Source organism: Moraxella sp. Pampa (genome assembly GCF_035181385.1).
In the GTDB taxonomy this organism is placed as follows: Bacteria; Pseudomonadota; Gammaproteobacteria; order Pseudomonadales; family Moraxellaceae; genus Moraxella.
This window is the reverse complement of the sequence record NZ_JAXCJK010000001.1, coordinates 314,986-329,323: the sequence shown is the minus strand read 5'-3', so window position 1 is coordinate 329,323 and position 14,338 is coordinate 314,986. Positions and strand designations below refer to the sequence as shown.

The following is a 14,338-nucleotide window of genomic DNA, read 5'->3' as shown; positions in this document are numbered from 1 at the left end:
TATGATTTAATGCAATTTGTCAATTGCATTAAATCATTAGAATTTTGGCAAAAAATGCGTTAGAATAGCAAAAATTTCTTTGCTATTTTTTGTTTAAACATGGCCTGAATAAGGCAATCATGTTACTGGCTGTATTTTTAATTTACTTTGGAAAGTTTGTATGAAAAAACTTGAAGAGCTGTTTATAAAAGCTGATAAATTTGGTCGTGTCGTTGCTAATAAGTTTAATAAAATTAAAGATTTGAATGATATTCGTGGTATCGGACAAGGCAAAACAGTGCTAATCACAGGTGCAAGTAGTGGACTTGGTGCGATGATGGCTCGTAAGTTTGCTTTCTTGGGTTATGATTTGGCCATTTGTGCCAGAAGGCTTGATCGTCTTAATGATTTAAAAGAAACACTTGAAAAAGAATTTGGCGTTCAAGTCCATGCACAAAACCTTGATGTAACGGTTTATGACGATGTATTTACAGTATTTGAAACCTTTAATGATGCAGTCAAAGATAAAGGCGGTAAAATTGATAAAATCATCGTTAATGCAGGGGTGGGCGACAGTCGTGTCATTGGTCATGGTCGCTTTGCTATAAATCGGGCAACAGCCGAGACTAATTTCATATCGGCTCTTGCTCAATGCGAGGCGGCAATGCAGATTTTTCGTCGACAAAATAGCGGACATTTAGTAGTGATTTCTAGTATGTCGGCAGTGCGTGGCTTGCCCCGCCATCTGACAACTTATGCTGCTGCTAAGGCGGGACTTGCAGCACTTGCTGAGGGCATACGAGCTGATACCATTAAAGAAAAATTACCAATTATAGTATCAACCATCTATCCAGGCTATGTGCGTACGGATTTGAATATTGGAGCAAAATATTTACCGTTTGAAATTGAAGAAGATGAGGGTGCAGATGTCATCATCAAAGCGATTGAAGCTAAAGTTGATGAAGCCTATGTGCCAGCATGGCCTTGGCTGCCCATCGGTTTGGGCATGAAGTATTTACCGCTAAGATTGATTACAAAATTTTTGTGATTGTGATAAAGTCAGGTAAAAAAAGAGCAAGCATGGATTTGAAGTAGAGATAAGATTATGACCACTTTTGTCAGTTTTAATATCAATGGACTGCGAGCCAGACCTCATCAGCTTATTGCGGTACGAGACATTTTGAATGCAGACATTATCGGTTTGCAAGAAACCAAGGTTCATGATGATGCTTTCCCACTCACTGATATTGAAAATCTGGGCTATCATGTGGAATTTTTTGGACAAAAATCACACTATGGAGTAGCAATTTTGTCTAAATTTAAGCCTATTTTTGTACAAAAAGGCTTTCCCTTTGCCAATCTTGACGCTCAAAAACGACTGATTCATGCCAGATTTGACATAAATGGCCGTGAGATTGATGTTATTAACGGCTACTTCCCACAAGGGGAAAATCGCTCGCATGAGATCAAATTCCCCATGAAAAAAGCCTTTTATGCTGATTTAAACTGTTATATTGATGAACTAAAAGAACAAGGTAGAGAGTTGATAGTTATGGGTGATATGAATATTTCACCACATGACAATGATGTTGGTATTGGTGAAGCAAATGCCAAACGCTGGCTAAAAAAAGGCACTTGTTCATTTTTACCTGAAGAGCGACTCTGGTATGCCAACCTGATGAGTCGTAAGTTGCATGACACTTATCGCAAATTTAAACCCAATCATGCGGATGAATTTAGCTGGTTTGATTATCGCTCCAAAGGTTTTGATGACGAGCCAAAAAGAGGCTTGCGTATTGATCATATTTTATGCACGGATGGGCTGATTGATGACTGCACTGGTGCTGGTATCAGTTATGAGATTCGTAGTTTTGATAAACCATCTGACCATGCACCAATTTGGGCGAAGTTTGTGATTTAATTCAAAATTCAATGAAATAAAAGCCTTATTTAAGTGCGACAGTTAATTAAGATTGTCGCACTTATTATTATTTTAAAAAAATCGCATTAACCTTACCGATACCATTACAAATTCTAGAGCAGGGTGATTTTCACTGAGTGCATATTTGCCATTATTGATAAGCACCTCAAGATTTTCACGACTACCAGCAAGGTCACTAATAACCCTGATTTCCTTTTGAAAAGGCAAGCTGTTTTTTGATAATGGATTTTCATAACCCATTCCCACCCTTGGCGGCTCAAAATCCTGTAAAACGCTTGCGAGTTGATTATTATCACCCATGATGCGTTTAGGTGGATCAACTGCCACTCTAAATATTTCATCTGCGACTTGGAATTGCATAGTTTCTCGCCTGCTTATTTTTTGTGCATTTTAAATACTTCATTTGCGTATGACATAGGGTAATAATCTCCACCCAACATGTCAATATTACGCTCATGAAGCACATTTTTAAATCGACCATCTCTTTCTGGTGGGTTGCTTTTATCGACCTTCAAACCAAGCTCTCCAACTTCACCAAGCCCAGTAATCAAAGGGTTTGTGCTTACTGTTGCTTTGCTCTCTCTAGTTGCGTAAGAACAACCGCCTTTAACAATTGTTTGATTATCGTATGCTGTAGCAGCGACATAATCATCTTTTGTGTCAAAGCAAATAACAAAGCTGTCTTTTCTAGTATGTAAAGATCCAATAGAACCCTCATCTACAACATACACCCTATCATCCGGTTTGATGGTTTTTTTCTTTTCGTCCACAAAAACAACCATTGCTGTATCTTTTTCTTTAAAAGGATGCACCTTGATGGCTTTCAGGCCTCCGCCAAAATTAGGTTTTGTTTTTGCAGCTGTATCCAGAATAAGTCTTGTATTGTCTGGTTTGCATAAATCAAAGGTTTTTTCAGACACAAATGATTGACCTTCTGAGAAGCAACCAACCGTATAACCGTTTACTTGTTTTGTTAAACCGAGAGCAGGCTCGCCGGCTACAGCGCTGGCAGGCACCAATACAGAAATAAGCATAAAGCTAAGCAAAGATGTTACCTTGTTCATTGAATATCAACCTCAATCTATTTAATCACTTTGTTTTATTTTCTTTTATCAACTGATCCATTTTGGCCATAATAGTCCAAACTTTCACAGTATGGGAATATTGCGCCTTATCTTTGGAACCTGAATAAGGCAAACATAATGATGGCGTACATTTATTTGGATGTCCTATAGATCGCCATTCTGCTGCTGTTTTGAATTTATTTTTTTTCTTATTTTGAATAGAAGCCAAAGACTCCATCATAATCATGCTTATACAAAGAAAAGCAGTTCGCTCTCTCATCAGGAAGTATTTCATTATCATAAGAATAAGACCAATGGTTTCCTACATTTGACATGATTACATCATCATTTAGAAGGCAAATTTTATTGCTTTTTTCATTAAAAGACCAGCTAGGAACTTCGCCTTTTGGCAGAATAACGGTGTAAGGCAGTACATAAGTTTGCTTTGTTTTTAGGTTAATTGCCACTTGGTTATAACCAGTTCTGTTTGAACCATCTTTAATCGTATACTTGATTCGCCCAAAAACATAGTCTTTGTTAAAATTAGGCTTTTTAACCTGAGATACAATAGTATCAAGCAACGAGCGAGCTTCTTGAGAGCATAAATTATAACCAGACTCTTTATAAGGTTCTAATTCCCCTTCTTCAGCGTAGCATCTATCCAGCTTATAAGGACCGTTTCTGTTTTCAGCATGAGCAATGGTTGCGATACTTGCCAAACCAAGAGCTGCGATTAAAAATAATGGCTTCATACTATTTACCCTTGTTTTTTGTTTTCGTGATACTGTTTAATTCTCAACAATGCGTTAATAATCATCTTATTAGAAGTCGCATTTGATTGATTGCCTGAGCCATAATAGCTTTGATTGCCATTTGATATGGTGCCTTGGCTCTTGGCAAACCTTTTGGTACAGCTACTGATGCCCAAATCTTAGATACATTGTAAACAGCTCTATCAATAGGTACATCTTTACCAGCAAGCCAAGCGTTAATATGCTTTCTTTCCTTCATTAGTTGAAGAGCCATTTCTTTTTGCACCGCAGGCGTGAATTTTGAGTTTCTTAAATGAGGTAAAGAGATCAACAACCCTTTTAGAGTGTCAGGTATAATTTGATACATACCTGCAGCAAAAATCTTTGTACTACAAGGCGCATTAGCCCTTGCTTTTAACTGAGCCATTGTCATTTCAGTCAGCTTAGTTACCCCATCACCTTTTGGTTTGGACTTATTAAGACTACCACCACAAGGACCATCAATAGAACCGTTGTTATAAGCTTCGTAAGATTTTGCCTCACTATGCGCAATACCTTCTAGCAATTCGTTTAGCAAAGGTGCTAAGTCTGCTGGTATATTGGTTAAATCAGCATCCGCGACGCTCATACTATCATCAAAACCACCAGTCTCAACAAACTCATCACCTTTCTTCTCAAGATGAGCAGCAATAATATCCGGTATTGCATTTGCTATGATACCATCATACATAGCCTGATTCAACATTTCTTGGCTCTTATTTTTGATACTTAAATAAGCCGCCAATTGTTTTTCAACTGCTCTTTCAGCCATAATCAATTCCTTTTCAAGAATTTTCTTTTCGGCTTGCATGGCGATTAATTCTGTTTGTAAACCGCGCATGTTCATTTTTGCCATGTCTACAAACCATTGTGAGTCACCATAACGTCTTGTGGCTATATACTCTATAAGCTCTTCTGGTGTCATGTCGCTGACTTTTGCAGGTGGCGCGATACGTTCTGCGATGTCCCAAGACACACCATCTTCTGTGCTAAAAATTGATGCCAAAATACGATGAGATACCATGCGGCCAGAAATATCATAACCCATGTCATCAGCCATCATTGCTGCATTAGCAAGGTTCATATTTTCTCTTGCGATTTCATCAGGGGTTAGGCTTTCTTGTGTGTTAGCAAAGCGCGGTACTGTTGGTAGTTTCTTTGTAGGTTTCTTGATATTGGCAGCAACTGGTAAATTTGCACCATACAGCGCATTAAACTGTGTTCTGGCCGAACCACCAAGATAGTCATTACCATAGCTCAACTCAAAAACAAAATCTTGGGCATAGTAAGGGGTTGGGTTTGTTCTCAGCAATATTCATCATATCAACAACCACACCTATAGAAACCCAAGATTATCCACCATGACGCAAGTATCACAGGCGCTTGAGTGTAATCTATTTGAGTATCTATTTTTGGTGTCGCCTGAAGCAGACTTGGTGTGCTTGGGAATGTCGCCGGCGGAAATTGAAGATATTAAATCAATACTGATGGAAAGGGGTACTCGTAAACATCAGCAACACGAATTAGAGCAAGCACAAGCAGAAATAAAAGCCTTAAAAGAACAATTAGCCAAAGAAAAGCAAGATGAGAAGGGCGGCGTCTATTCTGCGCCCACCGAAGGAAAATCCTTGTTTCGAATGGCGTTAGGCATTGCGGCGGATAGTAACAAATAGACCTAAAAAAAACCACCTATGATTTTCAGGTAGTTTTTTTTATTGGGGAGGGTTTATTACATATGGTTTGTCTTGTATGTATATTTTTTTTTGCTATAATAGCATGACTATATTAAATAGTTTATTTAATTGATTTATTATTGAATATATTATTTAATATAAGATACTTATGCAAAGTTCTATTTGAACATATCTAAACCACAAAGAAGTGAAAAAAAATGCACATCAAAACCAAATTTAAGTCATTAGCATCCAGACGAAAACTCACCATCACCAATATAGCTCTAGCAACCATGTTGGTTGTGGCTACAACTGCATGTAGCGCAGAAGATAAAAACGGTCAGTTGAAAAATAATACTGCTATCACACAAGAAAACCTCAATGCCAATACCATTCGAGATTACAGCACCATCCTATACCACGCTGATAACCTGAAAAAGACCAAATACAACCTGCTTAAATTTTATACAACCAATCCAATCAGTTATATCAGCGATGATGAACGCGTAGAATTAATGTCGCCTGAAAGACGCAACATCAACATAGTGCTGTTTGACTTAAAAAACTACCCTGTTGCCTACGCCCATGCTGACGAACATGAAAAAAACCAATACTTTGCATTAAATATTGGTTCTCAAACCAGTGCGAAAATTAACCAATTGTCCGCGGAGCAATTTATCGCATTAGATAAGCATTTTTTTAGCCCTTGTTTTGTTGATAATATCACAGATGAGCATGTGCCAAAATACAATATGGGGCTAAACCTGTATCATTACGGCGACATCAGTAAAGATGCCATGAGAGAATACTTAAGCTATCCTGCTGAACCAAATGAATTTGTACCACAAGAAGCACCAGATGTTGCTATTGTTGCTGGCACACTGAACCAAAAAGAAAATGATTTTACCTTTGAAAATAGACATTTTCAAACATTTTATCAGCAGCAATGCAGCAATTCAGAAGCTAAAAACAAACTCAGTAAGCGATTTGATATGCTTTCAAAAGACGGTCATTTAAGTCTTGATGAGTTTTACGAGTTGGACGAACAACGTGCCAAAGACATGGTGGAAATCAAACAAGCATTCCAAGAATATGCAAAAAAACCCGCTCCTCGCCCAATGTTTCCGGCGAAAACAAAGTGAGTTATACACCCCCTTACTAATAAAAAAAGAAGGGGGCTTGCATCTTTTGGGTGCGTTAAAATGAACATCTTGAATTTTAGGGGGGTATAGTGATGTTAAGGGCTGCACACTTTTATGTCATAGCAAAAAACTTGAAACTGTCAGCAGCTAATTTACCTTCTCTAATTTCTTATTTAACATAATATACATTATGCGAAGTATAACTAGTCGGTTATGCGAAATTTATTTTTGCAGTCTTGTGGATTTGTACTGATTACTTGTGATTGTTTATTCTTAACTGTGCAATCACCAGCTTCATGATTATAGACAAATACAGTTGGCTCACCCAAATTTGGTGAAACATAATGCACATTAGATGGCGTAGGCTCTGGCAAAACTGGAGCTGGTGCATTATATAAAGGTGTATAAATAGGCATTGGTGATGACGGAACATAATAATTTTGCTTATGTTGCTCATGATTATTACTTGACAAGTCATCAGATTTAGCAAACTTTTCATCATTTTTAACATCTTTGTTTTCTTTAGACTCATCATCGGTTGATTCAGTTTTTGAGTCATCTGCAGTTAAAATATTTGAATCACTGTCCGATAAAGGAATCTGAGATAATTGAGAAGCTGTTAAATTTGCTGAAGCCTCCACTTGATCTGATTGTACAACATCACCAGCTTTCATTTTAGTATAAGCATCAAGACCTTTTGTAACAAAGAATGAGATAACCAATAAAATCAAAATAAACGATAATACACTCATGACAACCTTTTGACTTACTCGCCCTTTTGAGTCTGTAACCTGAGATGTTGATTTGTAATAATTAAACATATTGGGGTTTAATCGCCAAACCTGTTTATCATCAGCATCTTTAAAAGCTGATTTGGTTAAGCTTTTTTGTACATAAGACCACCAATAAACCTGTACATTTTTTGATTTTTTTGGGCGAAATAAATGGACATGTTCACCAACATTTTCAAGTACATAATCATTTAAAAGCTTTGTAGATTGAGTAATAAACCAAATATCAAGCCCATAATGTCTATGAGTTGATAAATCTTTACCAATAGCGTTACTTACTGAGCGATTTTCTTTCATGAATGCAGGTATATACTGGCATTCATCAATAATAACAAGCTTTGGCGGTTCGTCTTTTGATTTTTTAGGGTTTAATTTTCGCCAATCACAATCATCAGGCAAAGGGCGAACACCGCATACAGTTAAACCCTCAATATTAGTATAAAACTCTTTATAAAAACCCCTATCAATCTCTTTTAGCAGCCATTCAACGACAACGCAAGTTTTGCCACTGCCAGGGGTTGCAGTAATCAATCTGATCATTTTTTAACCACCCTTAAACCACTTGCAAAGGTTTTGATATAAACAGAAGCAAGATAAGCACCAATAATGATACTAATTGCTTTATCAATGCCAGCCAAACCAAGTAAACCGCTCACTGCCCCAAGCTCGCCCAATTCGTGCAAAGCCTTACTTTTATAGTAATCAATAAATGCATTAAAACCAGTGATAGTAACAAGCCCTATTCCGCTACCAGTCAATATTTGAGCCAACCAATTTTGATTGTTAGAACGAACAAGAGTATTAAGCCAATTAAATAATACTTTAAACATAAACTAAAATCCTCATAAAACTATGTTTGTTGAATCGCTCTACCGATAATCATCATTGCAAGTAAATAAGCAATAGCTAAAATTGCAGGACGAACATTAACAACGAAAGAACAAAAAGGGCTAATGTCAAATTTCATGTTTATACTCTGTTCACCAATGGGAATAACAAATGAATCAAGGTCAGGGCATTGACCACCATACTTCAAATAGTCAGAATCAAAGTCAGAAGGATTCATATCAAATGACAAATCATCAATTTTAGGACGATCACGATCGCTAAAATCATTGTCATCAGGCTCTTTTTTAAACCAAGTTATAAAATCACAAACAGGCTTAGCCCAAGTGCAGAATACAGGAAATTGACGATTAACAATTGTTGTACTGGGATTTTGCTGATCGGTTTTTGGGTCGCGAGCAGGATCGGTTTTTGGGTCGCGAGCAGGATCGGTTTTTGGGTCGCGAGCAGGATCGGTTTTTGGGTCGCGAGCAGGATCGGTGGCTGTATCAGGCCCAACTGGATAATAAGGAATATAAGGCTCAGGGTTTGGAATCTCCAAAGGCTGGCTGTCTACTCTTTGGTTTTTAGTAAATTCTTGATCATAATCACCAGAAAGAACATCAACAACCGCCATAGATTCTACAATGTTTTTAGCTGAATTGCTTGTACCTAATTTTGCAGCATCTGGAATTTTTTCAATAAAATCCTTGACTTGTATTTTATTTTCAACCGATCGATACATAGACATGTAAATAGAATAATCATGAGAATAAGGCGAGTATAAGCCAACATGAGACTGAGGAACGCAAAAGATTCCGTATAATGAGTACGCATCATCAATTAGTTTATGATAAGCTCTATAATTTTTACCTCCAATATGAGAAGTAACAATATCTGTATCACAAAGCTGTTGTGTATATGAAACACTAGGAATAACTAGATCATGATAAGCAACAAAAGGCGAATCATCAATATCAAGAAAAGAATCATGAACACTAAGCACCCAATAATAACCATGGGGAGGTAAATCAAACTGAAGCTTAAGTTTTTCTAAATTTTCATTACTTGTTTTATTAAAAATAAAATTGTAAAACTTGTCAAACCAACTTGCATCAACATCGCCAATAATTGCTAGATTATCAATTTGACCATACATATCTTTTGCAATATCAATAGCCATCTGAGAAAATAACGAAAAGGCATTACCTCGCTTTGCTCTAATCTTGTGAGATAAACCTATTTTTTGCTTAATTTTATCTTTATCGACAGTAACAGTTGATACTTTTCCCTCTTTTTTTGCAACAACTGTAACATCACCATCTTTATTAATCTGAGGATTTTTTGAAATTGTCCAACCACTAGGCGATGAATGTCCAACATGATTTTTATTCAAAGGTGATAATTTATCAGCATGCTTTTCAAGTTTTTTAATTTCCTTTTGCTGATCGATAGAAGACTGATTAAATAAGCCTTCATCATCACGCTGTGCACCAGCATGAGCAGAAACAGAAGTCAATAAAAGCAATAAACAAAGTAAAATTTTTTTCATAATTAACCATCATTTATTGATCTAGAACAATCCTTTGAACCTGCCCATGATCTACAATCAGCTTAATCACTTCGTTGGTTGTAGGATCAACAATAATTGGTTGAGACTTGTTGTCGTCATTTAAAATAGTCGGTTGCAAAAATATCAAAAGATTTGATTTTTTGCGTACATCTTGATTTGATTTAAAAGCCCTACCCAAAACAGGTATTTTTGAAAGACCTGGCAAAGATTGACTATCAACCAAAGAATCATCACGCATTAAACCGCCAAGTACAATTGTTTGACCATCTTTAGTTAATACAGTAGTATCAATAACATTTTTATTTGTGATAATACCACTTGAATTTTGAGTATTAACAACACTAGATACCTCTTGATAAATCTTTAATTTTATATTGTCATCGGCTATTTGGGGCTTAACTCTTAAATTAATACCCACATCTTGACGCTCAATGATTTGGAACTCTCGACCGTCATCTTTTGAGTAACTGCCAGTTAAAAAAGGTACATTCTGGCCAACTAAGATATTAGCTTGTTCATTATCAAGAGCAAGCACAGAGGGCATTGATAATAGATTTGCGTTAGTGGTTTGATTAAGTGCTTGAAGTACAGCTCCATAGAATTTATTGTCTTGATTCTTACCATATGACAAAATACCACCAAGCACCGACAAAGCAGGGTTTTTTGAAACTGTATCAGAAATAACAGATGACAAAGCAACTTTTGGATTAAGATTAAGCACGCCATAACCATTTTCTTGACCCAAAACCCATTGAATGCCGAGTTGATTAACATCATCAGCAGATACTTCAACAATCACCGCACGAATCAATACTTGTTGTCGCTTATTGTCTAATTTTGAGACCAAATCACGGATATTATTTGATGATTTTGATTTAACGATGATTGAATTACTTGCAACATCAGCAACAGCAGAAATGCCATCAAAAGCCAAATGATTAACAATATTTGCGACATCTTGAGCATTGGCATAATTGAGCTTAATGACATCAGAACCACCAACATCAGCAACAACTTGAATAAACCCGCCCATCTCAATAGCACGGATATTGTGCATTTTTAGGGCACTAATAAAGTAATGATATAAATCTTCATCAGATACTGGGGTGCGAATATTGATTGTTATTTTTTGATTTAAGTCATCAGCAACAATAAAATTTTTTTTAGTGATTGTTGAAATCTCACGAGCTGCAACCTTAACATCAATATTTTCAAGTTCAACAACCCAACTTGCAAAAGCAGGTAAAGGCAAAGCAAGAAGTAACGACAATAACAACATCTTCATCTTTTCTAATCTCTAAAAAGTATATATAAAGCCAATGTAATCACAATCAAACAATAAATAACCATAAAACAAAAACACCTAAAAGAATGGGGCAATGTTACCACCGCCCCACCCTTTAAAAAGCTATGAATTAACCACGGCTTGCAGTACGAGTAATGATAGACCATACCCAAACTAATGCAGCTGGTGCAAGTTTAGCCGCACCCAATGCACCAATAGCAGCAAGTGCAAGCCCAAGCTGCGTTGTAGCTGATGTCATATCTAATGCACCGTTAGCAAATGCAGACGATGCGACAAGACCAGTTGCAACAACAGCCGTTGTATTAACAGCTTTTTGATATTTTCCATTAAGCGTTTTCATAAAAAAACTCCTTATTTATCTAGACGCTTGTTTTGAAAGGAAATTCCACACCCAGGCGGTTGCAAAGAGTGCAGAAGTCATTGACAGAATTAAAGTAATATCAACATAACTTAAATTCGCCAATTCAGATAAAAAACTATATTGCTGATGTTCCAATTCAACCCAATTTGTACAAACTGAAGTTCCATTTGGCAAGTTATATAAATCAGAACAAACATAAGTTTTCATTATTTTTGAGCAATATTAGCGTTTTTAAATTTAATTTCTTTGATTGTAAATGTAGCGGTTTTGCCGTTACTTTCAAATGAACCAGTACAATCAGCGTTATAGACTTCACCAGCTTTCATAAATCCGCATTCTTTTTCAAGTTCGGAACTTGGCTTGTCATACTTGAAAGTTTGGCTATTAGAGCCATAACCGCCCTTATTATCCATCAATGCAACAATTTTGATGTAATTGTAGTTTGTGCCATCATCAGCGGTGAAATCAACGCCAGACGCACCAATCACTTTTAAAGACATTGTAATCATGATAAAGCTCCTTTTAAATTAAGCCACTAAAGGTAATTGATATTTTGAAACAGGTTGTACATAGTCATCAGGTAATTGATTGTAAAAGTCAATTTGTATCAAACGGACAAAGGGAATGACTTTACAATCATCTGAATTATGTAAATTTTGCAAATGAGCCTTTGAAATGCCACAATCAATAAGCTGTTTAACATTAGAATAAAATAATCGACGACCACTTGGATTGTCGCAAAGTGATGATTTTAACTTTTCAAAGCCATCAGATTTTAGCGTTTTATAAAATTGATAAGCATTATTAGCTTTTGTATGGCTCACATTGCCTTTTTTGGTTACTGTAAATAGCTTAGATTTAAGTAATTCATAAACTTTGTCATCATCATTTAGTGTCATATTTTCACCTTCAAGAGCTGTAAAAATGGGATTAAATGCAATTCCCCATAATTTTTGTAGTAAGTCAGGTTGCATTTTTTGTAAATGTATTAGCTCAAACAGATTACTTGGATAATTGTTTTTTGATAGATAAGTTTTACAGATACGAGCTTCAAAGCGTAATTTTGCATTTGCAAAGTCTTTGGCTTTAAATAAAGCATTTAACTTTGATAATGCTTGATTATCTCTACCAGCTTGCCTTTTTAACTGTTTAATTTGGTTTTCGACTTCTTCAAACTTGCCATAGACTTTACGACCAATGTATCGGCTGTTTTGTGTACCCCAGCGAACATAATTGTTGTAACGCAGGTTTTGGGCTTTGGCATGACCGCTTGAGATATTTGCAAGATATTCAAGCACTGGTTTAACAAGATTTTGACTCGGTAGACTTGCCATATAAGTTGTGTCAATATGTAATACTTCGGTTTTGGCAAAATCTAAATATTGGCAAAGATTTGGTAAAGCATCAACAACCATGCCAAGCATTTCAATCGACGCCAATTCAATGCTATCAAAACCGTAGACATTATGACCTTGCAATAATTTAAGTGGGCTGGCTTTGAGTTCAAGATATGGCAAGGTATTTATGCCCTTATCATAAAACTTAATTGCCATATCACTAAAATCAGTACCAAGCGTGTCGTAAGGGGTATATAAATCCTGTGCTTTGGGTTTGCCATCATCGCCCAGCGTAACCACCCTAGCCCCACAATTTAACCCTAATTTAAGCAAGTCCCCTTCAAAATAAAAATTCCCTTCTCCACGCTCAACAGCATAGATAGGAAATACTGGGACGGCTAAACGGAGATGGTCAAGCATACGGTAAACTGTAATTTATTTACATTAAACCGTAATATAATACAGAATACCGTAACAGTCAATACGAAATATCATAAAAAATAAATAAAATCAAATAAAATAGTAAGTATAAATTTTGGGGGTTGTATGAGCTTGGGTAAAAACATAGAAAACCGATGCAAAGAACTTGGCATAGGTACAAAAGAACTGTCCGAATTAGCAAACATACCCTATACAACAGTTAGGGATATAGTATTAGGTAAAAGCAATCCGAGCATAGATAAAGTTAAAAAAATATCTATTGCACTACACACAACAATAGATAAGCTTGTATTTGATGATGATGTAAGTGAAGACGATGAATTAAAATTACTATTCATTGAAATATCAAGAATGAAAAATGAAAATAAAAAAACAGCTAAAAATATGCTTAAAGCACTTATTGTTCAAAATAAAAGTCAAGAATTGAGAATTTAAATGAATGACGCAGATTTAAAGCTAGTCGAAAATCAAATCAATAACGCCATCAGTGATGTGCAGGTTTATTTTATATGTGCAATGGTTGCAATATGTTTGATTGGAATTTTTAAACTTATTGTGATAAAAATAGTGAAAAATAAATCAAAAGATAAAAAGTCCGAAATTCCGGACTCAGGCACACCATTTAAGCAAAAAAAGTGAAATATTTTTCACTCAGGCACACCATTAGATAGCGGTGTGCGGTTTTTGTGTTCGCCAGCGTCGTTAGCACCGCCCGCCCTGCTCACACAAAAACCGACTTATTTGTCATTACAAAGTAAATATAAATCAATGACAATAAATTCACAAAAAATAAAAATCACATACAAACCCCAACGCAAAGGCGGATTAAATTTGCCTTAATGGATTGGCATTTAATCCGCCTTGCTTGGGGTTGTGGTGTATAGTTATACATCGCATAATGCAGATTATGCAGCCGTTACGAGCAACGGTAAAAAAGCCCATGCTAGAGATAATATAGCATGGGCTTTTTTAGCATAATCTTAGCTTACATTATGCGAAGTATAACTAGTCGGTTATGCGAAATTTATTTTTGCAGTCTTGTGGATTTGTACTGATTACTTGTGATTGTTTATTCTTAACTGTGCAATCACCAGCTTCATGATTATAGACAAA

18 protein-coding genes are annotated in these 14,338 nt (G+C 36.1%); 6 read left to right on the top strand and 12 right to left on the bottom strand.

Translation table 11 applies throughout. The features are described 5' to 3' along the window. The first annotated feature begins 160 nt into the window (after nucleotides 1-160). Nucleotides 161-1,027 (top strand): SDR family oxidoreductase, encoded by an 867-nt coding sequence (locus tag R0123_RS01570; protein WP_323841506.1) that lies wholly within the window; start codon nucleotides 161-163, stop codon nucleotides 1,025-1,027. Between the two features lie 57 nt (nucleotides 1,028-1,084). Continuing rightward, the gene (gene xthA, locus R0123_RS01565) at nucleotides 1,085-1,900 is read left to right on the top strand and encodes an exodeoxyribonuclease III (RefSeq protein WP_323841505.1); all 816 of its coding nucleotides are present in this window, start codon (nucleotides 1,085-1,087) and stop codon (nucleotides 1,898-1,900) included. 72 nt (nucleotides 1,901-1,972) lie between these two features. Here the strand turns inward: xthA and R0123_RS01560 are convergent, their stop codons facing one another. From R0123_RS01560 to R0123_RS01540, 5 genes are all read right to left on the bottom strand, one after another. Continuing rightward, nucleotides 1,973-2,281: a hypothetical protein gene (locus R0123_RS01560; protein WP_323842851.1), complete on the bottom strand. Its 309-nt coding sequence runs from the start codon at nucleotides 2,279-2,281 to the stop codon at nucleotides 1,973-1,975. Between the two features lie 14 nt (nucleotides 2,282-2,295). After that, nucleotides 2,296-2,985, bottom strand: coding sequence for a hypothetical protein (locus R0123_RS01555; RefSeq protein WP_323842850.1), 690 nt, complete (start codon nucleotides 2,983-2,985; stop codon nucleotides 2,296-2,298). A 25-nt stretch (nucleotides 2,986-3,010) separates the two neighbouring features. Then, a complete protein-coding gene (locus R0123_RS01550) occupies nucleotides 3,011-3,226 on the bottom strand; it encodes a hypothetical protein (RefSeq protein WP_323841502.1) in 216 nt (71 codons plus the stop codon). Continuing rightward, nucleotides 3,195-3,737, bottom strand: a complete 543-nt coding sequence (locus R0123_RS01545) for a hypothetical protein (RefSeq protein WP_323841501.1) — start codon at nucleotides 3,735-3,737, stop codon at nucleotides 3,195-3,197. The genes R0123_RS01550 and R0123_RS01545 overlap by 32 nt, the downstream gene beginning before the upstream one ends. Before the next feature lie 61 nt (nucleotides 3,738-3,798). Then, nucleotides 3,799-5,088: a hypothetical protein gene (locus tag R0123_RS01540; RefSeq protein WP_323842849.1), complete on the bottom strand. Its 1,290-nt coding sequence runs from the start codon at nucleotides 5,086-5,088 to the stop codon at nucleotides 3,799-3,801. Nucleotides 5,089-5,137: 49 nt separating this feature from the next. On the opposite strand from R0123_RS01540, the gene R0123_RS01535 reads away from it, so the two are divergent. After that, nucleotides 5,138-5,449: a hypothetical protein gene (locus R0123_RS01535; RefSeq protein ID WP_323841499.1), complete on the top strand. Its 312-nt coding sequence runs from the start codon at nucleotides 5,138-5,140 to the stop codon at nucleotides 5,447-5,449. Between the two features lie 218 nt (nucleotides 5,450-5,667). Then, nucleotides 5,668-6,591, top strand: a complete 924-nt coding sequence (locus R0123_RS01530) for a hypothetical protein (protein ID WP_323842848.1) — start codon at nucleotides 5,668-5,670, stop codon at nucleotides 6,589-6,591. Nucleotides 6,592-6,794: 203 nt separating this feature from the next. Here R0123_RS01530 and R0123_RS01525 read toward each other — a convergent pair whose 3' ends face one another. The 7 genes from R0123_RS01525 to R0123_RS01495 all read right to left on the bottom strand — a co-directional run bounded on the left by R0123_RS01525 (nucleotide 6,795) and on the right by R0123_RS01495 (nucleotide 13,204). Then, nucleotides 6,795-7,922, bottom strand: coding sequence for a zonular occludens toxin domain-containing protein (locus R0123_RS01525; RefSeq protein WP_323842847.1), 1,128 nt, complete (start codon nucleotides 7,920-7,922; stop codon nucleotides 6,795-6,797). Beyond that, nucleotides 7,919-8,212 carry a DUF2523 family protein gene (locus tag R0123_RS01520; RefSeq protein ID WP_323842846.1) on the bottom strand — a complete coding sequence of 98 codons (294 nt, stop codon included), beginning with the start codon at nucleotides 8,210-8,212 and terminating at the stop codon, nucleotides 7,919-7,921. Before R0123_RS01520 ends, R0123_RS01525 begins: the two co-directional genes overlap by 4 nt. A gap of 20 nt (nucleotides 8,213-8,232) precedes the next feature. Then, nucleotides 8,233-9,759 carry a virulence factor TspB C-terminal domain-related protein gene (locus R0123_RS01515; protein WP_323842845.1) on the bottom strand — a complete coding sequence of 509 codons (1,527 nt, stop codon included), beginning with the start codon at nucleotides 9,757-9,759 and terminating at the stop codon, nucleotides 8,233-8,235. A 13-nt stretch (nucleotides 9,760-9,772) separates the two neighbouring features. Further along, nucleotides 9,773-11,065, bottom strand: coding sequence for a type II secretion system protein GspD (locus tag R0123_RS01510; RefSeq protein ID WP_323842844.1), 1,293 nt, complete (start codon nucleotides 11,063-11,065; stop codon nucleotides 9,773-9,775). A 130-nt stretch (nucleotides 11,066-11,195) separates the two neighbouring features. Next, nucleotides 11,196-11,426, bottom strand: coding sequence for a major capsid protein (locus R0123_RS01505; protein ID WP_323842843.1), 231 nt, complete (start codon nucleotides 11,424-11,426; stop codon nucleotides 11,196-11,198). A 227-nt stretch (nucleotides 11,427-11,653) separates the two neighbouring features. Further along, nucleotides 11,654-11,956 (bottom strand): hypothetical protein, encoded by a 303-nt coding sequence (locus R0123_RS01500; protein WP_323842842.1) that lies wholly within the window; start codon nucleotides 11,954-11,956, stop codon nucleotides 11,654-11,656. Nucleotides 11,957-11,974: 18 nt separating this feature from the next. Continuing rightward, complete coding sequence (locus R0123_RS01495; RefSeq protein ID WP_323842841.1) at nucleotides 11,975-13,204, bottom strand: phage/plasmid replication protein, II/X family; 1,230 nt, start codon at nucleotides 13,202-13,204, stop codon at nucleotides 11,975-11,977. A gap of 126 nt (nucleotides 13,205-13,330) precedes the next feature. Here R0123_RS01495 and R0123_RS01490 point away from each other — a divergent pair, with 126 nt between their 5' ends. Together R0123_RS01490 and R0123_RS01485 are read left to right on the top strand one after the other, a co-directional pair. Further along, nucleotides 13,331-13,660: a helix-turn-helix transcriptional regulator gene (locus R0123_RS01490; RefSeq protein ID WP_323842840.1), complete on the top strand. Its 330-nt coding sequence runs from the start codon at nucleotides 13,331-13,333 to the stop codon at nucleotides 13,658-13,660. After that, on the top strand, nucleotides 13,661-13,864 hold the full coding sequence (locus R0123_RS01485; protein ID WP_323842839.1) for a hypothetical protein: 204 nt from the start codon (nucleotides 13,661-13,663) through the stop codon (nucleotides 13,862-13,864). Nucleotides 13,865-14,338: the final 474 nt, after the last annotated feature.

Bases quoted from the DNA above. Each gene is read 5' to 3' on its own strand.
- xthA (WP_323841505.1), top strand. From the start codon at position 1,085: ATGACCACTTTTGTCAGTTTTAATATCAATGGACTGCGAGCCAGACCT.
- R0123_RS01570 (WP_323841506.1), top strand. From the start codon at position 161: ATGAAAAAACTTGAAGAGCTGTTTATAAAAGCTGATAAATTTGGTCGT.
- R0123_RS01520 (WP_323842846.1), bottom strand. From the start codon at position 8,212: ATGTTTAAAGTATTATTTAATTGGCTTAATACTCTTGTTCGTTCTAAC.
- R0123_RS01560 (WP_323842851.1), bottom strand. From the start codon at position 2,281: ATGCAATTCCAAGTCGCAGATGAAATATTTAGAGTGGCAGTTGATCCA.
- R0123_RS01495 (WP_323842841.1), bottom strand. From the start codon at position 13,204: ATGCTTGACCATCTCCGTTTAGCCGTCCCAGTATTTCCTATCTATGCT.
- R0123_RS01505 (WP_323842843.1), bottom strand. From the start codon at position 11,426: ATGAAAACGCTTAATGGAAAATATCAAAAAGCTGTTAATACAACGGCT.
- R0123_RS01500 (WP_323842842.1), bottom strand. From the start codon at position 11,956: ATGATTACAATGTCTTTAAAAGTGATTGGTGCGTCTGGCGTTGATTTC.
- R0123_RS01535 (WP_323841499.1), top strand. From the start codon at position 5,138: ATGACGCAAGTATCACAGGCGCTTGAGTGTAATCTATTTGAGTATCTA.
- R0123_RS01525 (WP_323842847.1), bottom strand. From the start codon at position 7,922: ATGATCAGATTGATTACTGCAACCCCTGGCAGTGGCAAAACTTGCGTT.
- R0123_RS01545 (WP_323841501.1), bottom strand. From the start codon at position 3,737: ATGAAGCCATTATTTTTAATCGCAGCTCTTGGTTTGGCAAGTATCGCA.
- R0123_RS01515 (WP_323842845.1), bottom strand. From the start codon at position 9,759: ATGAAAAAAATTTTACTTTGTTTATTGCTTTTATTGACTTCTGTTTCT.
- R0123_RS01510 (WP_323842844.1), bottom strand. From the start codon at position 11,065: ATGAAGATGTTGTTATTGTCGTTACTTCTTGCTTTGCCTTTACCTGCT.
- R0123_RS01485 (WP_323842839.1), top strand. From the start codon at position 13,661: ATGAATGACGCAGATTTAAAGCTAGTCGAAAATCAAATCAATAACGCC.
- R0123_RS01490 (WP_323842840.1), top strand. From the start codon at position 13,331: ATGAGCTTGGGTAAAAACATAGAAAACCGATGCAAAGAACTTGGCATA.
- R0123_RS01555 (WP_323842850.1), bottom strand. From the start codon at position 2,985: ATGAACAAGGTAACATCTTTGCTTAGCTTTATGCTTATTTCTGTATTG.
- R0123_RS01530 (WP_323842848.1), top strand. From the start codon at position 5,668: ATGCACATCAAAACCAAATTTAAGTCATTAGCATCCAGACGAAAACTC.
- R0123_RS01550 (WP_323841502.1), bottom strand. From the start codon at position 3,226: ATGATGGAGTCTTTGGCTTCTATTCAAAATAAGAAAAAAAATAAATTC.